At 70.1% G+C, this 18,765-nt stretch carries 17 protein-coding genes; 14 read left to right on the top strand and 3 right to left on the bottom strand.

The features are described from left to right. Positions 1-7 precede the first annotated feature (7 nt). Positions 8-1,345, bottom strand: coding sequence for a DUF445 domain-containing protein (locus AC1DNG_RS04420; protein WP_476886725.1), 1,338 nt, complete (start codon positions 1,343-1,345; stop codon positions 8-10). A gap of 50 nt (positions 1,346-1,395) precedes the next feature. Between AC1DNG_RS04420 and AC1DNG_RS04415 the strand changes: the two genes are divergently transcribed. The 5 genes from AC1DNG_RS04415 (at position 1,396) to AC1DNG_RS04395 (ending at position 4,264) form a co-directional block, all read left to right on the top strand. Next, on the top strand, positions 1,396-2,295 hold the full coding sequence (locus tag AC1DNG_RS04415; protein ID WP_223914636.1) for a glycerophosphodiester phosphodiesterase: 900 nt from the start codon (positions 1,396-1,398) through the stop codon (positions 2,293-2,295). Positions 2,296-2,391: 96 nt separating this feature from the next. Further along, positions 2,392-2,838, top strand: coding sequence for a DoxX family protein (locus AC1DNG_RS04410; RefSeq protein WP_476886724.1), 447 nt, complete (start codon positions 2,392-2,394; stop codon positions 2,836-2,838). Next, entirely contained in the window at positions 2,799-3,608 is an 810-nt protein-coding gene (locus AC1DNG_RS04405; protein WP_476886723.1) for an AzlC family ABC transporter permease, read from the top strand. The genes AC1DNG_RS04410 and AC1DNG_RS04405 overlap by 40 nt, the downstream gene beginning before the upstream one ends. Then, positions 3,605-3,916, top strand: a complete 312-nt coding sequence (locus AC1DNG_RS04400) for an AzlD domain-containing protein (protein WP_476849852.1) — start codon at positions 3,605-3,607, stop codon at positions 3,914-3,916. Before AC1DNG_RS04405 ends, AC1DNG_RS04400 begins: the two co-directional genes overlap by 4 nt. Positions 3,917-4,024: 108 nt before the next feature. Further along, a complete protein-coding gene (locus tag AC1DNG_RS04395; RefSeq protein ID WP_476886722.1) occupies positions 4,025-4,264 on the top strand; it encodes a hypothetical protein in 240 nt (79 codons plus the stop codon). A 51-nt stretch (positions 4,265-4,315) separates the two neighbouring features. Here the strand turns inward: AC1DNG_RS04395 and AC1DNG_RS04390 are convergent, their stop codons facing one another. Beyond that, positions 4,316-4,948 carry a TetR/AcrR family transcriptional regulator gene (locus tag AC1DNG_RS04390; RefSeq protein WP_028275272.1) on the bottom strand — a complete coding sequence of 211 codons (633 nt, stop codon included), beginning with the start codon at positions 4,946-4,948 and terminating at the stop codon, positions 4,316-4,318. 177 nt (positions 4,949-5,125) lie between these two features. Between AC1DNG_RS04390 and AC1DNG_RS04385 the strand changes: the two genes are divergently transcribed. The 8 genes from AC1DNG_RS04385 to ppsA all read left to right on the top strand — a co-directional run bounded on the left by AC1DNG_RS04385 (position 5,126) and on the right by ppsA (position 15,526). After that, complete coding sequence (locus AC1DNG_RS04385) at positions 5,126-5,491, top strand: thiamine-binding protein (RefSeq protein ID WP_230008484.1); 366 nt, start codon at positions 5,126-5,128, stop codon at positions 5,489-5,491. Positions 5,492-5,583: 92 nt separating this feature from the next. Next, positions 5,584-6,261 (top strand): O-methyltransferase, encoded by a 678-nt coding sequence (locus AC1DNG_RS04380; RefSeq protein WP_476849851.1) that lies wholly within the window; start codon positions 5,584-5,586, stop codon positions 6,259-6,261. Positions 6,262-6,478: 217 nt separating this feature from the next. After that, on the top strand, positions 6,479-7,585 hold the full coding sequence (locus tag AC1DNG_RS04375) for an acyl-CoA dehydrogenase family protein (protein ID WP_476886721.1): 1,107 nt from the start codon (positions 6,479-6,481) through the stop codon (positions 7,583-7,585). After that, a complete protein-coding gene (locus AC1DNG_RS04370) occupies positions 7,579-9,144 on the top strand; it encodes a PIG-L family deacetylase (RefSeq protein ID WP_476886720.1) in 1,566 nt (521 codons plus the stop codon). Before AC1DNG_RS04375 ends, AC1DNG_RS04370 begins: the two co-directional genes overlap by 7 nt. Positions 9,145-9,149: 5 nt before the next feature. Further along, positions 9,150-9,935: a glycosyltransferase family 2 protein gene (locus AC1DNG_RS04365; RefSeq protein WP_476870337.1), complete on the top strand. Its 786-nt coding sequence runs from the start codon at positions 9,150-9,152 to the stop codon at positions 9,933-9,935. A 42-nt stretch (positions 9,936-9,977) separates the two neighbouring features. Then, complete coding sequence (locus AC1DNG_RS04360; protein ID WP_079552243.1) at positions 9,978-10,196, top strand: three-helix bundle dimerization domain-containing protein; 219 nt, start codon at positions 9,978-9,980, stop codon at positions 10,194-10,196. Between the two features lie 142 nt (positions 10,197-10,338). Next, positions 10,339-13,038, top strand: a complete 2,700-nt coding sequence (locus AC1DNG_RS04355; RefSeq protein WP_476886719.1) for a cation-translocating P-type ATPase — start codon at positions 10,339-10,341, stop codon at positions 13,036-13,038. Positions 13,039-13,096: 58 nt separating this feature from the next. After that, positions 13,097-15,526 (top strand): phosphoenolpyruvate synthase, encoded by a 2,430-nt coding sequence (gene ppsA / locus AC1DNG_RS04350; RefSeq protein ID WP_476886718.1) that lies wholly within the window; start codon positions 13,097-13,099, stop codon positions 15,524-15,526. Here the strand turns inward: ppsA and AC1DNG_RS04345 are convergent, their stop codons facing one another. Next, entirely contained in the window at positions 15,527-17,446 is a 1,920-nt protein-coding gene (locus tag AC1DNG_RS04345) for a heavy metal translocating P-type ATPase (protein WP_476873278.1), read from the bottom strand. Between the two features lie 214 nt (positions 17,447-17,660). Here AC1DNG_RS04345 and AC1DNG_RS04340 point away from each other — a divergent pair, with 214 nt between their 5' ends. Continuing rightward, positions 17,661-18,752 (top strand): SDR family oxidoreductase, encoded by a 1,092-nt coding sequence (locus tag AC1DNG_RS04340; RefSeq protein ID WP_476886717.1) that lies wholly within the window; start codon positions 17,661-17,663, stop codon positions 18,750-18,752. Positions 18,753-18,765: the final 13 nt, after the last annotated feature.

Here is an 18,765-nt window from a genome sequence, read left to right as displayed (position 1 = left end):
GGCCCAGCTAGCCGAACAGCAGGGTGGCCAGCGTAAAGATGGCCAGCCCGGCCAGTGCGCCCACCACCGTGCCGTTGATCCGGATGAACTGCAGGTCCCTGCCGACCTGCAGTTCGATCTTCTGCGACGTCTCTTCGGCATCCCAGCGGGCCACGGTGTCCGTGATGACCCCCGCGATGTCCGAGCGGTAGGTCTTCACGAGGTAGCCGGCCGCGTCGCCGATCCAGGCGTTCACCTTGCCGGCGAGCTCGGGATCGACCAGCAGCCGGGTGCCGAAGTCATGCACGGCCGCCTTGAACTTGACGGTCAGTTCGCTGTGCGGGTCATCGACGGCGGTGAGCAGGGCCGTCTTGATGGTGTCCCAGGTGCGGGAGGCGAGCTCGCGGACCTCCGGGTCGCCGAGCACTTGGGCCTTGATGCCCTCGGCGCGGGCGATCATGACAGGATCATGCTGCAGGTCCTGCGCGAGTTCCTTGAGGTACTTGTCGATCGAGAGGCGGACCTGGTGCTGCGGGTCGGACTGCACGGCGCGGGTGAACTTGAGGATCTCCACGTACACCTTGTCGCCCACCAGCCCGTCCACGAACGAGGGCACCCACGTCGGGGACCGGTCGGTGACCAGCCTGTTGACCGTCTCCTGGTTGTCCCGCACCCAGTCCACGGTGCGGTCCACCATTAGGTCCACCAGCGCATGGTGGTGCCCGTCGTCGAAAATCCGCTCGGCGAGGCGGCCCACCGGCGGCCCCCACGGCGGGGTGAGCAGGTGCTTGCGGACCATGGACTCGATCACGGCCTGGACGTCGTCGTCGTTGAGGACCTTGAACGCGCCGCGGATGACGGCGGCACCCTCCTTGGCGACCCGGTCCGGGCCGCCGGGGCTGGACAGCCAGGCGCCGGCCTTGCGCGCAATGTCTGCGGACGCCAGCTTCTCCTGGACCACCTGTTCGGAGAGGAAATTGGTTTCCACGAATTCGCCCAGCGAGGCGCCGATCTGGTCCTTGCGGCGGGGGATGATCGCGGTGTGCGGGATCTTGATGCCCATGGGGTACTTGAACAGGGCCGTGACGGCGAACCAGTCCGCGAGGGCCCCGACCATGCCGCCCTCGGCCGCGGCGCGGACGTATTCGAGCCCCGGATACTGCTTCTGCAGGGCGAACGCGACGATGAAGATCACCGCCATGACGGCCAGCAGCGAGAGGGCGAGGAGCTTCATCCGGCGCAGCGCCGCGGCCTTCTCGACGTCGCTGGAGGCAGCGGAACGCTGCCCGGGGGGACCGTCCGGCCGGGCGCCGCCCGGACGTCCCGCGGCGCCGGTCAGGGAGGTTGACTCAGTATTCACCTGCATGAGCCCAGCCTAGCCCGCCACGGAAACGGACGGTCCGCTAACGTGGCACCATGACCACTGATGAGCCTGCCGCCGCCCGGCCTTTGGTCTATGCCCACCGCGGCGCCAGCGGAACATTCGCCGAGCACACCCGGGCCGCGTACCTGCAGGCAATCGCCGACGGCGCCGACGGCGTCGAATGCGATGTCCACCTGACCCGGGACCAGCACGTGGTGCTCCTGCACGATGCCACCCTGGACCGCACCTCGGACGGCACCGGCCAGGTGGCCGACCGGACCCTGCAAGAACTCCAGGAACTGGACTTCTCCTCCTGGAAGGGAGCCCGGATCCCGGAGGCCTACGGCGCCAAGTCCGGGCAGTTCCTGACCCTGCCGGACCTGCTCGACATCCTGCGTGCGGCCGGCCGCGGGATCGGGCTGGCGATCGAGTTCAAACACCCGAGCCCGTACCAGCTCAGACTCGAGGACCGGGCCCTCGAGGTCCTGAGGGCCCAGGGCTGGGATCCGCGGACGTCGATGCTGGAGAACATCACGGTTTCCTTCATGAGCTTTAGCCCCGACTCCGTAAAACACCTCCTGGAGTCCGTACCGGCCGCGGCTGTCTGCCAGCTCGTGGATGACGTCAATGTGGCGGACATCCGGGAGGAACTGGGCCTCGGTGCCCTGACCGGCGGGGCGCTGGCCAACGTGATGAAGGCCGCCCAGGCTGAGGGGGAACGGATCCTGGCGGCGGCCGAGGCCGGCATTGCCGGCCCCGGCATCGGGTACGTCCGCACGCACGCCCCGGCCGTTCAGCGCTGGCTCGCCTCGGGGCTGCGGTGCCGGGTGTGGACGGTCGACACCGAGGACGACGTCGAACGGTGCCGGAAACTCGGGATCCAGGAGATCACCACCAACTGGCCCGCCCAGGTCCTCTCCCAGCTCATGGCGGACAGCCGGCCCCCACGGTAGCCGCCTGGCCGCACCACGGATCCCGGGCTGACATCTTTACATCCCCGCGTCCCGGGCGGATTACGGCCGGCGTGGCCGCTGTGGTTGAGTTGTTGCATGCCATTTCGCCGGCCCGTCCCGGACCTCCAGACGCCGTCCGCGGCAGCGATGAGCGCGCTGCTGCTCACCAGTGCCGCCAAGCACTTCCGCGAGCCTGAATTTTTCCACCCGGTGGTACCCGACTTCCTGTGCCGGGACGACTCCGGCGAGCAGCCGAACGGGCCCCTGGCCGTCCTGTCCCGTGAGGAATGGGTGGCAGTGAGCGGGCTGCTGGAAGCCGCCGCCGCCGTCGGGCTCCTGGTCCCGGCCACCCGGAGGGCCGCCGCGGGCTGCGTCACGGCGATGTTCGCCGCCTTCCTCGCCGGCCACGTGGATGCCCTGCGCAAAGCCTACGGGCCGGAGGGCTCGCCGCGCCGGCGACGCATGCACACCCTGCGGCTCCCGCTCCAGGCGCCCCTCATCGCATGGGCCTGGACTTTGACGCGGCGGAACCGGCGCCCGTGAAAATCCTGCAGTCACCGGCGGTGCGGATCGGTTTGTCGATCAGCATCGCCACCGGTCTCTACGGCGTCTCCTTCGGCGCGCTGTCCGTAACCTCGGGCCTGGATTTCTGGCAGACCATGGCACTGAGCCTGCTGCTGTTCAGCGGCGGCTCGCAGTTCGCCTTCATCGGTGTGGTGGCCGGAGGCGGGTCCGGCGTCGCAGCGATGGGCGCCGCGACGCTGCTGGGCATGCGCAACGGCATCTACGGCATGCAGATCAATGCCCTCCTGCAGCCGCGCGGGTGGCGGAAGTTTGCCGCGGCCCAGCTGACCATCGACGAGTCCACCGCCACCAGCACAGGGCAGACGGACCCCGACGAGCAGAAACGCGGCTTCTGGACCGCCGGAATCGGCGTCTTTGTCCTCTGGAACCTGTTCACCGCCCTCGGCGCACTGGCCGGCGGGGCGCTCGGGGATCCCAAACAGTGGGGACTGGACGGCGCCGCCGTGGCGGCCTTCCTGGGCCTGCTCTGGCCGCGGCTGAAAGGCAGGGAACCTGTGGCCATCGCGGTGGTCTGCGCGCTGGCCACCGTGCTGGCCGTGCCGTTCGTGCCCCCGGGAGTGCCGATCCTCGTCGCCGCCGTGGTCGCGGCAGGGATCGGCTGGTTCAGCCACGGCCGCAGCGATGAGGGCCTGGAACCGGACGTCGATCCGTACGCGGAGGACCACGTGCACCACCGCCACGACCCGGCCCGCGAATCCCGCGGTGACCGCTCCGGAGACGACGCATGACTCTTTGGATGTGGCTGCTGCTCTCCTGCCTGCTCGCCTACGCCTGGAAGCTGCTCGGTTACCTGGTGCCGGCCAGCCTGCTCCGCAACCCGCGGATGTCCAGGATTGCCGGGACCATGACAATCGGGCTGCTGGCGTCCCTGACGGTGGTCAATGCTGTCGCCTCCGGCCAGTCGCTCGTCCTGGACGCCCGGCTGGGCGCATTGGCGGCGGCGGGCATCGCCTTGTGGTTGCGTGCGCCGTTCCTGGTGGTGGTGATCGCCGGCGCGGCCGCGGCCGCCGGGCTCCGGCTGCTCGGCTGGGACTGACCCGCCAGTGGAACGCCTGACCGCGCTGGAGCGCGGATGGGCTGTGGGTGCCGCCGGAACGGTCTTTAGTCCCTACTTGGTGCCGGGATCGCATGGGAGCATTCGAACATGACTGAACACGACGGCGAGCTGCCGGCTGCCGGCCGGGAGGCTGCCGACGAGCAGGCCGTGGAGCAGCAGGCCGCGGAGCCGCGCAAGGATCAGCGCACCAAGCAGCACGAGCCGTATGTTTCCGGCGGGGCTGAGTCCACCCGGGAAATGCGCGAAATGTCCCGCCGCCGTCGGGAAGCCGAAGAGAAGCTTCAGCAACACCTTCTCGAAGCCAAGGAAAAGCCGGCCGAAGACTAGCGCCGGGCACCGGACTGTCGGGGCACCTGCAGGATCCGGCGCTTATGGGTGCTAGCCGAGAACGGCGTCGAACGCGGTGCCCGTCAGCGGGGCCTGCGGCGGCAACGCCCGGTCCGGCCGCTCCGTCCGGATGGCGTCCTCAACCAGCGCCACGGGCCGGCGCCACGCGTCGGAGCCCGGCTCCATGGTGTCCACGACGCCGATCAGCATGGCCAGCAGGCGGATCATGTCCGTCATGGAAATATCGCTGCGCAGGGTGCCCTGCCCCTGGCCCCGGCCCAGCAGCACGGCGATGGATTCAATCAGGCCACCCGTAATCCCGGTCAGCAGCCCGCGCCGGCCCGCGACGGCTCCCAGCAGGTTGGCCTCTTCGCTGGCGACATGCATCGTGGCATCGATGACCCGAAAGAGCCCTGCGGCGGCGTCAGGATCGGCCAGGGCCTCATCGATGGCCGGATCCACCTGCAGCCGGAGCTGCTGGTTCAGGGCAGCGAGCACCAGCTCTTCCTTGTCGGCGAAATTCCGGAAAAGGGTGGCGGGACCCACGCCGGCGGTGACGGCAATGGTCTGCAGCGGCACCTCGGGGCCGTGCTCGCGGAAGCACTGGCGGGCCGCGGCGATGATTTTGTCCACGTTGCGCGCGGCATCTGCGCGGAGCGGCCTGCGGTCTACTGCCCGGTTCATTTGCCTAGGGTAGCAACGCGAAGGGTGCGCGAACCTGTTACCGGCGGGTAGTGACTTATGTGACGGTGGCGGAGGTGTGCCCGGCCGCTGCCGGGCTTGAATCGCGTGAAAGACTGGTGCCGGACAGCCCGGAAGTTTTCGCCCCCGGTGTCCTGACTGAGTGAAGGGAACCACCACATGCTGGTCGCATTCTCCGTAGCACCCTCCGGTGACCCCGCCAACGGGCAAGCGCCCGGCGACGCGTCGGTCCACGACGCCGTCGCGGCCGCGGTGCGGATCGTCCGGGAGTCGGGCCTGCCCAACCGGACGAGTTCCATGTTCACCGAGATCGAGGGCGAGTGGGACCAGGTCATGGACGTCGTCAAGCGGGCCACGGACGCGGTGGGCGCCTACGGTTCGCGCGTCTCGCTGGTCCTCAAGGCGGACATCCGGCCGGGCTACAGCGGCGAGCTGACCGGCAAGGTGGAACGGCTGGAAAACGCCATCGACGGGCAGGGCGCCGGCGGGACCGGCCCGCAGATTCCTGCCCGGCCGGGAAACTAGGTGTACTGAGTCGGGCCGCACGCCGAAACCCGGGCGGGAAAGGCGCGCCCGCAGGGGTACCGCCGGGCGCGGGCGGCTGGAACACTGGGGGCATGATCGAGCATCAGTCCGCCCCCGGCTGGGTCGCCGTCGAGAACTTCCTCTCCGACGCGGTGGTCCGCCCGGACCGTTCACTCAAGCGCGCCGTGACCAGCGCGCTTGAGGCAGGCATGCCGGCCATCGAAGTGGCCCCCAACGCCGGCAAACTCCTGAAACTGCTGGTCCAGCTCTCCGGTGCCCGCCACGTCCTGGAGATCGGCACGCTGGCCGGCTTCAGCACCATCTGGATGGCCCAGGGACTGCCCGACGACGGCCGGCTGGTCACCTGTGAATACCTCCCCCTGCACGCCCGCGTCGCGCGGACCAACGTTGACGATGCCGGGCTGGGCCACAAGGTGGACATCCGGGTCGGCGCGGCGCTGGACACCCTGCCCGAGCTGGAAAACGAGGCCGGGCCGCCCTTCGATTTCGTGTTTATCGATGCCGACAAGGAAAACAACCCGCACTACCTGGACTGGGCCATCCGGCTTGGCCGGCCCGGCACCACCATCGTGGTGGACAACGTCGTGTGGGAGGGTGCGGTGCTGGACGCGTCGATGGACCCGGTCAACGCCCCCGGAATCATCAGCACCCTCCAGATGATGGGCGATGACCCGCGGCTGGACGGCACCGTGATCCAGACCGTGGGTTCGAAAGGCTGGGACGGCTTCGCCCTCGCGATCGTCCGCTAGGCGCAAGAGACTGTCCGCCGGGGCGAACGCGCCGGTGGCAGCCGACCCCGTGAAGCCCCGGCCACCCCCAAGTGCTAAGTATGCTTAGATTACTTGTCGACGGCGCCAGTGATGGCGGCGCGGCCGCGGACGCGCAGGACTTCAGCCACGTGGCCGGGCCCAGCCCGAATCCGCCCAGCCCGAATCCGCCCAGCCCGAAGGAACACAGGCAGCCGAAATGAACGGGATCCCCATCTCCGACCACCCCCTACCCGTCCGGATCAGCTCCGCGGCCGCAGACCTGGAGACGATCAGCCCCCTGCTGTCCGAGGCGCAGGACGCCGTCCGCGATGTGCCGGGGCTGCTGGAGCTGGCCAAGGCGGCCGCGGCGGCGGCGCCCAAACCCGGGGACGGCCGGACCGCGTTCCTGTGGGAGATTCTGGCCTCCGTAACCGCCGTCGATGTCGCCGCCGGACGGGTGCTGGAACCACACCTGGATGCCGTGGCGATCCTGGCCCAGGCCGGCGACGAGGCGGCACGGCACGGCCGGGACTGCCCGGACCCCGACGATGCCAACTTCGAGGGGGCCTGGGGTGTGTTCGCCGCCGAGGCGCCCGGCCTGCGGCTTGAAGCCAAGGAATCCGCAGACGGCTGGATCCTGCAGGGATCCAAGCCCTGGTGCTCGCTCGCCGCCCAACTGGACCATGCCGTACTGACGGCCCATCTGGAGGCCGGAGGCCGGGCCGCCTTCGCCGTCGACCTCCACGCGAACGGCGTGGGCTTCGCGAATCCGGAGTGGACCAGCCGGGGACTGCGCGAGATTCCCAGCGGCACAGTCCACTTCGAGGCCGTTCCCGCCGTGCCCCTCGGCGGCGCCGGCTGGTATTACCAGCGCCCGGGTTTCGCGTGGGGCGGCATGGGCGTGGCCGCCTGCTGGCTCGGCGGCGCCGTCGCCGTGGCACGCAGCTTCGCCGACTCCCTGCGGCACGCCGCTGACGGCGGACGGGAACCGGACCAGATTGCGCTGGCCCACCTCGGCGAGATTGACCGCACGCTGGCCGCCCTCACCGCCTACCTGGCCGGCACGGCCGCAAGGATCGACGCCGGCGAACTCTCGGACCGCGGTGCGTGGCAGGAAGCCCTGCGTGTGCGCGGCAGCGTGGCCGCCGCCGTCGAACGCGTCCAGACGCTCGTGAGCCAAAATCTCGGTCCGGCCCCCCTCGCCTTTGACGAGCGCTACGGAAAACGGATGGCCGATCTCGCCCTGTACATCCGCCAGCACCACGCGATGCGCGACGACGCGCAGTTGGGCGCCCTGGCACTGGCCGAAAGCAACCCATGGTGACTTTCACACACAACGACGCCGGGACGTCCGAGGCCGCCTGGGCCGGCAGCCCCGCCGCCAGGCTGCCGGACCTGCCGCTGGATGACGCGGCGCTCGCCGGCCGGGCCTTCATTGTCCTGGCCGCGCACCCGGACGACGAATCGCTCGGGGCTGGCGGGCTGCTGGCCCGGCTGCACGCCGTCGGCGCCACGGTCCGCGTGCTGCTGTGCACGGCGGGGGAAGGATCCCACCCCGGCTCGCCAACGACGACGCCGGAACAGCTCGCCGCGGTCCGGCTGCAGGAGTTCGGCGACGCCCTGAAACGCCTTTCCGGAGCCGGGAACGGGGCCGGGAACGTGGCGTGGCAGTGCCTGGGCCTGCCCGACGGTCACCTCGCCGGGCACCGGGAAGAGATCCGGGCCGCCGTCCGGGACGCGGTCCGGGAGGCAGCGGCCGTGTGCGGTCGCGCCGCCGACGAGGTGGTTCTCGTGGCGCCCTACCGCTCCGATGGACACACCGACCACGACGTCCTCGGATCCGTTGCCGCCGGGCTCAGCGCCGCGGCGGGCCACGCCCTCCTCGAATACCCCATCTGGTACTGGTTATGGGCGGCACCAGGCGCGCCGGACGCCGGCGGCGGCCCGGCCGGGGCGGCCGGCCTGACCGGACCCGGCGACCCGGACGGCGGGGCATGGCGCGGCTGGTTCCGGCTGCCGCTGCGCCCGGCAGAGCTTGAGGCCAAGGCCGCCGCGATGGCGGCACATGTGTCCCAGGTGCGCCCGCTCTCCGGGCTGCCGGGCGACGAGGTGCTCCTGCCTCCGGCCTTCCTGACACACTTTGAGCGGACCTGGGAGACGTTTGCCTGGCACCCCGCGGCCGCCCCGGCCGACGGCCCGGCCGACGGCCCGGCGGATGGCCCGGGCGATGGCGGGGCGGATGGCGGGTCCCGGCGGCCCTTCGCCGCGGGCGACGCGGAGCGCGTGTTCGATGCCGTCCACGCCCGGGAGGAGGACCCCTGGCAGTACACCTCGAGCTGGTACGAGCAGCGCAAACGCACCCTCACGCTCGCCGCGCTGCCCGGCAGCAGCTACACGTCCGGGTTGGAGATCGGCTGCTCCATCGGGACCCTGAGCGTGGAACTCGCGCCGCGGTGCGGAAGCTTCCTCGCCGTCGATGCCAGCGGCACCGCCCTGGACCGTGCCGCCAGGCGGCTCGCGCACCTGCCCGCGGCGACGACGCGCCACCTGACCGTCCCGAACGAGTGGCCGGACGGATCGTTCGACCTGATCGTGGTTTCAGAGGTGGGCTACTACCTCTCGCCGGCAGAGCTCGCCGGACTGTTCGACCGGGTTCAAGGCTCGCTCATGCCTGGCGGGACCCTCGCGCTGTGCCACTGGCGGCACCCCATTTCCGGCTGGGAACTCGACGGCGACGCGGTCCATGCCGCGGCCCGGCGGCACCTGGGCTGGGCCGGCGGCGGGACCTACCAGGAGCGCGACTTTGTGCTCGAGGTGTTCCTTGCCCCGGACGCTGTACCGGGTGCCGCGCCGGGCCTGGGCGGCCCGGAACGGATGCGGTGACCCCGATGACGGCGCTGCCGTTGCCGCGCGGGCACCGCATCGACCGGGTCGCCGTCGTCATGCCCGCAAACAACGAAGAAGACCACCTGGAACTGGCGTTGGAGGCCGTTCAGCGGTCCGCGGACGCACTGCGCAGGGTCCGGTCCGACGTCGAGACCCGGGTGACGGTGGTGCTGGACAGCTGCACGGACGGTTCCGCCGCCGTCATGGCCGGCTTCGCAGCCTCGGACCCGCGTTTCAGCGCATTGGAGGTCAGCTACCGCAGCGCCGGCGCCAGCCGGGCCGCTGGCGTCCGGGCCTCCGGCATCGGCGTGACCCGGCGGCGGCCGCCCGGCCAGCGCTGGACGCCGCCGCCCTGGGCCGGCCGGACCTGGCTGGCCAACACCGACGCCGATTCCCGGGTGCCGGAGAACTGGCTGGTGCGCCAGCTGGAGTTCGCCGAGGCCGGGGCCGACGCCGTGCTGGGTTCCGTGGAACCCGACCCCGCCGGGATGGACCCTGAGCTGCTCCGGCGCTGGCACGAACGCCACCCCTTCCGCGAGGACCACCCCCATATCTATGGCGCGAATTTCGGGGTCCGGGCTTCCGCCTATCTTGCCGCCGGAGGGTTCGCCCGGGTCACGTCCGAAGAAGACCGGACCCTGGTGCACAGCCTCCGCAGCCGCGCCTTTACGGTCACCGCGACGGACAGCATCAGGGTCATGACCTCCGGCCGGACCCATGCCCGGGCGCCCCACGGCTTTGGCACCTACCTGCGGAGCCTGGGCCACCTGCTGCCGCCTGCCAGTTGAAGATTCATTGACGCCGGGACCAGGCCGCTCCACACTGAAGAAGTGACGGACGATGCGAAAGAACCCAGCATTGATCAGGTTGTCGAGCGTCTGGCTGCCAGGTTTCCGCACGTACCGCGGAGGCACATCGCCGGGATCGTCGGCGAGGAATTCGATGCCCTGAACGCAGGCCGGATCCGGACCTACATACCCACACTGGTTGAGCGCGGCGCCCGCGTGCGGCTCAAGAGCGAGTTCGGGATCAGCGCCGCCGAAGACTAACGCACGTGACGCCGCCCCCTACCCCCGAGTTCGCCGGATCCGCGCCACACCGCCGGAAAGTTCCGGCGATCCCGCAGCTGTCCGGCGATTTCGACGGCGGCGGCCGGCGGTCTGCAGTGCCCGTGAGGGGCGGAGCGCGGGGGTGAATCCCGGGCCGGGGCAGGACTCGCTGTCAGCCGTCGCCGGACTCAGCGCCGACGAAGCTGCCCGGCGGTTGAAGCAATTCGGTGCCAACAAACTGCCCGAGCCCCGTCCGGTCCCCGGCTGGCGAAGGCTCTTGGCTGAGCTGACCCATTTCTTCGCGATCATGCTCTGGGTGGCGGCCATCTTCGCGATCATTGCCGGCATGCCGGAACTGGGCATCGCCATCGTGGCGGTGATCCTGGTCAACGGGGTGTTCGCCTACATCCAGCAGGAGCGGGCCCAGCATGCCGCCGCCAAGCTCCGCGAACTGCTCCCGGCCATGGTGTCAGTCCGCCGGGACGGCCGCGTCATCAAGGTCCACTCCACCGAACTGGTGCCGGACGACGTCGTGGTGCTGGTGGCCGGCGACCGCGTTCCGGCGGACCTCCGGCTGGCCCTGGCCACCGGCTGCGAGGTGGACGAGTCCATGCTCACGGGCGAAAGCGAGGCAGTCGCCAAAACCCCCGGCGACACCGCCTTCGGCGGGACCTTCCTGGTCAACGGGCACGCCGAAGGCGTGGTCTCGGTGACGGGCGGCCAGACCCGGCTCGCGGAGATCGCATCCCTGACAGGTAAAGTCGAAGCCCCCACCAGCCCGCTGTCGCTGGAACTGCAAAGAATCGTCCGCATCACCGCCACCATGGCCCTGGGCATCGGCGCCCTGTTCTTCGTCCTCTCGCTCGTGATTGGCATTTCCTGGCGCGACGCCTTCCTGTTCGCCATCGGGGTGGCCGTCGCGCTGGTCCCCGAGGGCCTGCTGCCGACCGTCACGCTCTCCCTGGCCGTCGGCGCGCAGCGCATGTCCAGGCGCAACGCCCTCGTGCGCAACCTCCAAGCCGTGGAGACCCTCGGCTCCACGACCTTCATCTGCACCGACAAGACCGGAACCCTGACGCAGAACCGGATGAACGTCGTCGAGGTCTGGACCCCGGCCGGGCTGCTGACCATCAATGGCCAGGGCTACGGCCCCGAAGCCGAGATGACGGGCGGCGGCCTTCAAGAAGCCCGGCGGCTCAGTGTCGCTGCCCGCGCCGCCTCGGTGGGGCGCGCCGTCCTCCACGAAGACCGCTGGATAGCCGAGGGGGACCCGATGGAGGCGGCCATCGACGCGCTCGCCGTCCGCCTCGCCCTTCCGGGTGAGCAGCCGGAATGGCCGACGCCGTCGCACCGGTTCGCGTTCGACTCCCGCCGGCTGCGGGAGTCGGCAATCGTCGGCACCGCCCTCTTCGTGAAGGGGGCCCCGGAGTCCGTGATTCCGCTGTGTCTGGCCGCCGGAGGCGGGGCTTCTGATCCCGGCCCGAACCGCGCAATGGACATGGTTGACGAGATGGCCGCCCGTGGCCTGCGGGTACTCGCCGTCGCCCAGCGCAGCCTGCCCGGGCCGCCCGGCGCCGCGTTCAAGCTGGAGGACGTCGAGGCCGGGCTGACGCTGATGGGCCTGATGGGCCTGCACGATCCTCCCCGGACCGAGGTGAAAGTGGCACTCCAAGCGGCCCGCGACGCAGGAATCAAAGTGGCGATGGTGACAGGCGACCACGCCTTCACCGCCGCCGCCATCGCCCGGGAGACGGGGCTGCTCGGCCCCACGGAAACCGTGCTGCAGGGAGGGGACCTGCCCGGCGATGACGCCGGCCTGGCCGCACTGCTGGACTGCGACGGAGTGGTGGTCAGCCGGGTGACGCCGGAACAGAAGCTCCGCGTGGCCCGGCTCCTGCAGGGCCGCGGGCATGTCCTGGCCATGACCGGCGACGGCGTCAACGACGGCCCGGCGCTGCAGCAGGCCGACATCGGGGTCGCGATGGGACGCAGCGGCACCGACGTCGCCCGTGAGGCCGCCGACCTCGTGCTGCTGGACGACGACTTCGCCACGATCATGGCCGCGGTGGAGCAGGGCCGTGCCACCTACGCGAACATCCGGCGCTTCCTGACGTACCACCTGACGGACAACGTCGCCGAGCTCACGCCCTTCGTCATCTGGGCCTTGTCCGGCGGCCACTTTCCACTGGCGCTGGGCGTGCTGCAGATCCTCGCCCTGGACATCGGCACCGACCTGCTGCCCGCCCTGGCCCTGGGCAGCGAGGCGCCAAGCAAGGGGACGCTGAAGCGGCCGCCCGAGCGCCGGCACCTGATGGACCGCGCCCTCATGTTTCGGGTGTTTGGGCTGCTGGGACCGGTCGAGGCGCTGATGGAGATGACGGCGTATACGGTGGTTCTGCTCGGTGCGGGGTGGCGGCCCGGCGCCGAGCTGCCGGCTAGCGACGTGCTCCTGGCGGCGTCGGGCGCGGCCTTCACCACGGTTGTCCTGGCCCAGCTGGCGAACGCCTTCGCCTGCCGCAGCGCCACCGTCCCGCCCTGGCGGCTGGGCTGGTTCACCAACAGGCTGCTGCTGTGGGCCGTGCTGGCCGAGCTGGGGCTGCTGTGCGTGTTCCTGTTCCTCGGGCCGTTGGCGGCGCTGCTGGGCCACGCTCCGCCGACGCCGGGAGGCCTGGCGGTGGCGCTGGCCGCCGTCCCTGCCGTCCTGCTCGCCGACTGGTTGTACAAGATCGTCCGCCGCCGCCGGGCTGGTTCCGCCGGCGGCGCCCGGCCCGGCGCGGGAACAGGAGGCTTTCCCCCAGGCGGCACAGTAGCCGGCGGCGGCGCGCGGGTCCAAAGCCCCTGACCCCGGGACACCGGTCCCGCGCAGTATGGGTCCACCGACAATCCGCAGGAGTACTGACATGGCTGAATCGCCCGTGATGTGGTTTGACGAGATCGGCATGGCCGACGTCCCGCGGGTCGGCGGGAAGAACGCCTCGCTCGGCGAGCTCATCCGGACCCTCCAGAGCGAGGGGATACGGGTTCCTGACGGGTTCGCCACCACAGCCGCCGCGTACCGCTCGTTCGTCGTGGCTAACGGGATCGACGCCGCCATGCGATCGCGTATTGCCGCCTACCGGGCCGGGGACGCCACGCTGCGCGCCACCGGCGAGGCCATCCGGGACCTGTTCCTGGCCAGCGAGTTCCCCGGCGACATCGCCGAAGCCATCCGCGCCCACTACCGGACGCTGGGGGACCGGGCCGGCCTGGACGGGCTCGCCGTGGCGGTGCGCAGCAGCGCGACGGCGGAGGATCTCCCGGACGCGAGCTTCGCCGGGCAGCAGGAGACCTTCCTGAACATTGCGGGTGAGCGGGAACTGCTGGACGCCTGCCGCCGCTGTTACGCCTCACTCTTCACGGACCGGGCCATCAGCTACCGCGAGGTCAAGGGCTTCGACCACATGGACGTCGCCCTCTCGATCGGCGTCCAGCGGATGGTGCGCTCCGACGTCGGGGCGTCCGGGGTGATGTTCTCCATCGATACCGACTCGGGCTTTCCCCGCGCCGCCGTCATCAGCGCGGCCTGGGGCCTCGGCGAAACCGTCGTCCAGGGCACCATCAATCCGGACAAGTACCTGGTCTTCAAGCCGCTCCTGACAGAGTCCGCGGCCGCGGAGGGCATCACCCCGATCATCGAGAAATCCCTCGGCTCCAAGGCCCGGAAGATGGTCTACAGCCGCGGCGGTAGCGCCCGCACCCGGATGGTGGACACCTCGGAGGCCGAGCGCCGGGCCTTCGTGCTGGGCGACGCCGAGATCCTCGCCCTCGCCCGCTGGGCCGTCACGGTCGAAAACCACTACGGCCGGCCCATGGACATGGAATGGGCCCGGGACGGCGAGACCGGGGAACTCTTCATGGTCCAGGCCCGGCCCGAGACGGTCCAGTCACGCCGGACCGGGCCGCAGTTCACCATCCACCACCTGCGGGAACAGGGGCCCGTGCTCGCCACCGGATCGGCCATCGGCGACTCGATTGCGCACGGCACGGCCTGCGTCATCCGGACCGCGGCGGACATCGCGGCGTTCCGCGACGGCGCCATCCTCGTGACCGAAATGACCGACCCGGACTGGGTGCCCATCATGAAACGGGCAGCCGGGATCGTCACGGACCACGGCGGCCCCACGAGCCACGCGGCGATTGTCAGCCGAGAGCTGGGTGTCCCCGCCGTCGTCGGAACCGGCAACGCCACGGCAGTCCTGGCCGAGGGCCGGTCCGTGACGATCTCCTGCGCCGAAGGTGATCTGGGCCGGGTCTACGACGGCACCCTGGCGTTCGAAACCGAAGATGTGGACCTCGGTGCGCTGCCTGCGACGCGCACGGCCGTCATGGTCAACATCGCCAGCCCGGCCGCGGCCTTCCAGTGGTGGCGGCTGCCGGCGGACGGCGTCGGGCTTGCCCGGATGGAATTCATCATCAGCAGCCTGATCCGCGTCCATCCCATGGCGCTTGTCCACCCGGAACGGGTCACGGATCCCGCCGAGGCGCACCAGATCCGGGAGCTGGCGCAGGCCTATGCGGACCCGGCCGAGTACTTCGTGGACGCCTTGTCGCTGGGGATCGCCAAGATCGCCGCGCCGTATTATCCGCGCCCCGTGATTGTCCGGCTCAGCGACTTCAAGACCAACGAATACGCCCACCTGCTCGGCGGGGCCGCCTTCGAGGAACCGGAAGAGAATCCCATGCTCGGGTTCCGCGGCGCCTCGCGCTACTACGACCCCCGTTACCGTGAGGGGTTCGCGCTCGAATGCGCCGCGCTCAAACGGGTCCGCGAGAAGCTCGGGTTCACCAACGTGATTGTCATGGTGCCGTTTTGCCGCACGCCGCAGGAGGCGGACAAAGTCCTGGCCGTGATGGCCGAGCACGGTTTGGTCCGCGGCAGCAACGGGCTGCAGGTCTACATGATGTGCGAAATCCCATCCAACGTGGTCCTGGCCGAGAAGTTCGCGACGCGGTTCGACGGGTTCTCGATCGGCTCCAACGACCTCACCCAGCTGGTCCTGGGCGTGGACCGTGACTCCGGCCAGCTCGCGGCGCTCTTCGATGAGCGGGACGAGGCCGTGATGGCGATGATCAGCGAGGCCATCCGCAAGGCCCACGCCGCCGGGATCAAGATCGGCATTTGCGGGCAGGGACCGAGCAACCACCCGGAGTTCGCCGCGTTCCTGGTGCGCGAAGGGATCGACTCGATCTCCCTGAACCCGGACAGCTACCTCAAGACCGTGCCGCGGATCGCGGAAGCGGAGACTGAGTCAGCCGTCGCGGCAGCGGAGACAGAGTCAGCCAGGAAATAGTCATCCCGGTAGCGGGGCCTGCCGCGCGCTTTCCCGGGACCGCACCGGGCTGGCGGCGCCGTGGCGGCCGGGGCCGAGTGAACGCAGGGCATTGAGGATCGTGGCGAGGTCCACCAGTTCCTGGGACAGGGCGCCGGCGATGGCCGGCACGTAGCCCGCGGCCGCGGCCAGCATGAGGGCCACGCTCAGGCCGATGCCGATCCAGATGCTCTGCAAGGCCACCTGCACGGTGCGTTGCCCGATCCGGACAGCGGTCCCCACCTTGGAGAGATCATCGAGGATGATCACGACGTCGGCCGACTCGCCGGCCGCCGTCGAGCCGCGGGCGCCCATGGCGATTCCGACGTCGGCGACCGCCAGGACGGGGGCATCGTTGACGCCGTCGCCGACCATCATGACCGGACGGTCCGGCAGCGACCTGATGGCCTCGACCTTGTCCCGCGGCAGGCACTCGGCGCGGACGTCGGTGAGCCCTGCCTCGTCCGCGATGTGCCGGGCCGTGGCGAGCGCGTCACCGGTCAGCATGACTGTTCGGCGTACGCCCAGGGCCTTGAGGTCGGCGAGGGTGCGGCGGGTCTCTTTGCGAATGGGATCGCTCATCACCAGGGCGCCCACGAATTTTCCGCCGGCACCGACGTAGATGGCGAGCTCGCCGCTGGCCAGCCCCGCCTCCACCACGCCGGACGCCCACTCTGCGACGAACGCGGGCTTGCCCACCACCACGTCCTGGCCGTCGAACCTGGCGCGGACCCCGTGGGTGGCGAATTCGGTGGCTTCGGTGGCGGCCGCGAAGGGCAGGGCCCGGTTCCGGGCGGCCTCCATCACCGAGGCGGCCAGGACATGCGAGGAATACTGTTCCGCGGACGCCGCCAACTGCAGGACCTCGTCCTCTGCGAGGGGCCCGGCGGTCCGGATACGCAGCAGGGACGGGCGGCCGTACGTGAGGGTTCCTGTCTTGTCGAAGGCGGCCGTCTTGATCCGGCTCAGCTGTTCCAGCACCCCGGCGTACTTGACGATGACACCGGAGTGCGCGGCGCGGCTCATGCCGCCGAGGAACGCCACCGGCGCGGCGATCAGCAGGGGGCACGGCGTGGCCACCACGAGGACCTCCGCGAAGCGTTCCGGGCTGCCGCTGATGATCCAGCCCACGGCGCCGAGCACGTACGCGAGGGCCGTGAACGGCACGGCATAGCGGTCAGCGAGCCGGACCATGGGCGCCTTGCTGTCCGCCGCCTCCTGCACGAGGGCGACGATCCGGCTGTACTGCGAATCCTCCATGCGCGCCGTGACCCGCATCCGGACCGCGGCCTCACCGTTCAGCGACCCGCTCATGAGCCCGTCCCCGGCGGACCGCTCCACCGGCAGGCTCTCCCCGGTGAGCGAGGACTCATCGAAAGAGCCGGACTCGGAGAGCAGGACGCCGTCCAGCGGGACCACCTCGCCGGGCCGGACCAACAGGACGTCCCCGATCTCGACGTCGGCGGCCGCCACGTCCTCGTGTTGGCTCTCCGTTGGGGTTCCGGCTGTGTGGGTTCCGGCGGCGGCGGAGCCGTTGCGCTCCCGGTGGGCCGTCTGCGGGACGCGTTCGAGCAATGCGGTGAGTTCGCCCTTTGCCCTGCCGGCGGCGTAGTCCTCAAGGGCAGTGCCGCCCGCAAGCATGAGTACGACGATCATCGAGGCGACGTACTCGCCCACCAGCACGGTGCTGACGATTGCGGTGACGGCCAGGATGTCGATGCCGAACTGGCCGCCTGCGAGCCGGCGCGCCATCCCGACGGCGAGGTAGGCCGCCACAGCCAGGGCATAGACGCTCGCAGCAGCCCGGGCTATGCCTTCCTGCCCGGAGAACAGCAAGACCAGCACCGCCAGCAGGACGACGAGGGTCCCGGCCACGAGCGGATACCGGAGTACGAATTTCACGGATGTTCCGCCTTAGCTTCGTATCAGTTTTGGCGTCTCCCTGAATCCTACTGCGCGGCCGCGCCCGGCTTGCCGGGGACGGCCTCCCGGACCGTCCCCGGACCCCGGCATGAGAGGCTGGAAGAGCATCCGTCCCGATCAAGCGGGCCGGCGCGCAGGGACCCGATACATGCAATGGGCGCGGCGCAGCACAAGCGATGCCAGGAGGAATGACGTGCGAAGCAGTTCAGAGACCGTCGACACCCGGACCGCCCTGGTGGTGGGGGCAAGCGGAATTGCCGGATCCGCCCTGGTGGACAGGCTCGCCGAGGAGGGCTGGGACGTGGTGGGGCTCTCCCGCAATCCCCTTCGCCGCCGTGACGTGCGCCATGTGAGCGCGGACCTGACATCCGTGGAGAACCTGCGCGAGGCCCTGGCGGGTGTTTCGCCCACCCATGTGTTCTACACCGCCTGGTCCAGGCGGAAGACCGAACAAGAGAACATCGACACAAACGCGGGCATGCTGCGGAACGTCCTCGCCAGCCTCAACGGCAAGCCTGTGAAGCACGTGGCCCTCATGACCGGGCTGAAGCACTATCTGGGCCCGTTTGAGGCGTATGCGGCCGGGGAAATGCCGGACACCCCCTTTCGGGAGAGCGAGCCGAGGCTGCCGACGCCGAACTTCTACTACGCCCAGGAAGACGAGTTGTGGGCTGCGGCCGCGAAGCAGGGGTTTGGCTGGTCCGTGCACCGGGCGCATACGGTGATCGGGCATGCGGTCGGGAACGCCATGAACATGGGGCTCACCCTCGCCGTTCAGGCATCCATCTGTAAGGAACTGGGCCAACCGTTCATCTTCCCGGGCTCCGAGACGCAGTGGAACAGCCTCACGGACATGACCGACAGCGGACTGCTGGCGGACCACATGATCTGGGCGGCCACAGCGGACAACGTTGGCGACCAGGCCTACAACATCGTCAACGGCGATGTCTTCCGCTGGCGGCGCATGTGGCCTGCGCTGGCCGACTACTTCGGGGTCGAACCGGTGGGTTACAGCAACGAACCGCGGCCGTTGGAGCAGCAAATGCGCGGCATGGAAGGCGTGTGGTCGGGCATCGCCGCCCGCCATGGGCTGGCCGAACCCGACCTCGCGCAGGTCGCCTCCTGGTGGCACACGGACGGCGACCTGGGCCGGAACCTCGAGGTGGTCACGGACATGAGCAAGAGCCGGCTTGCCGGTTTCACCGGGTACCGCCGCACGGAAGACGCATTCCTGCAGTTGTTCGACCGGTACCGTGCGGACGGCCTGATTCCGGCGGCCTCCTAGGCTGCGGCACGGG

Source organism: Arthrobacter sp. 01T425, from assembly GCF_056398725.1.
This window is presented reverse-complemented; position numbering and strand designations above follow the sequence as displayed.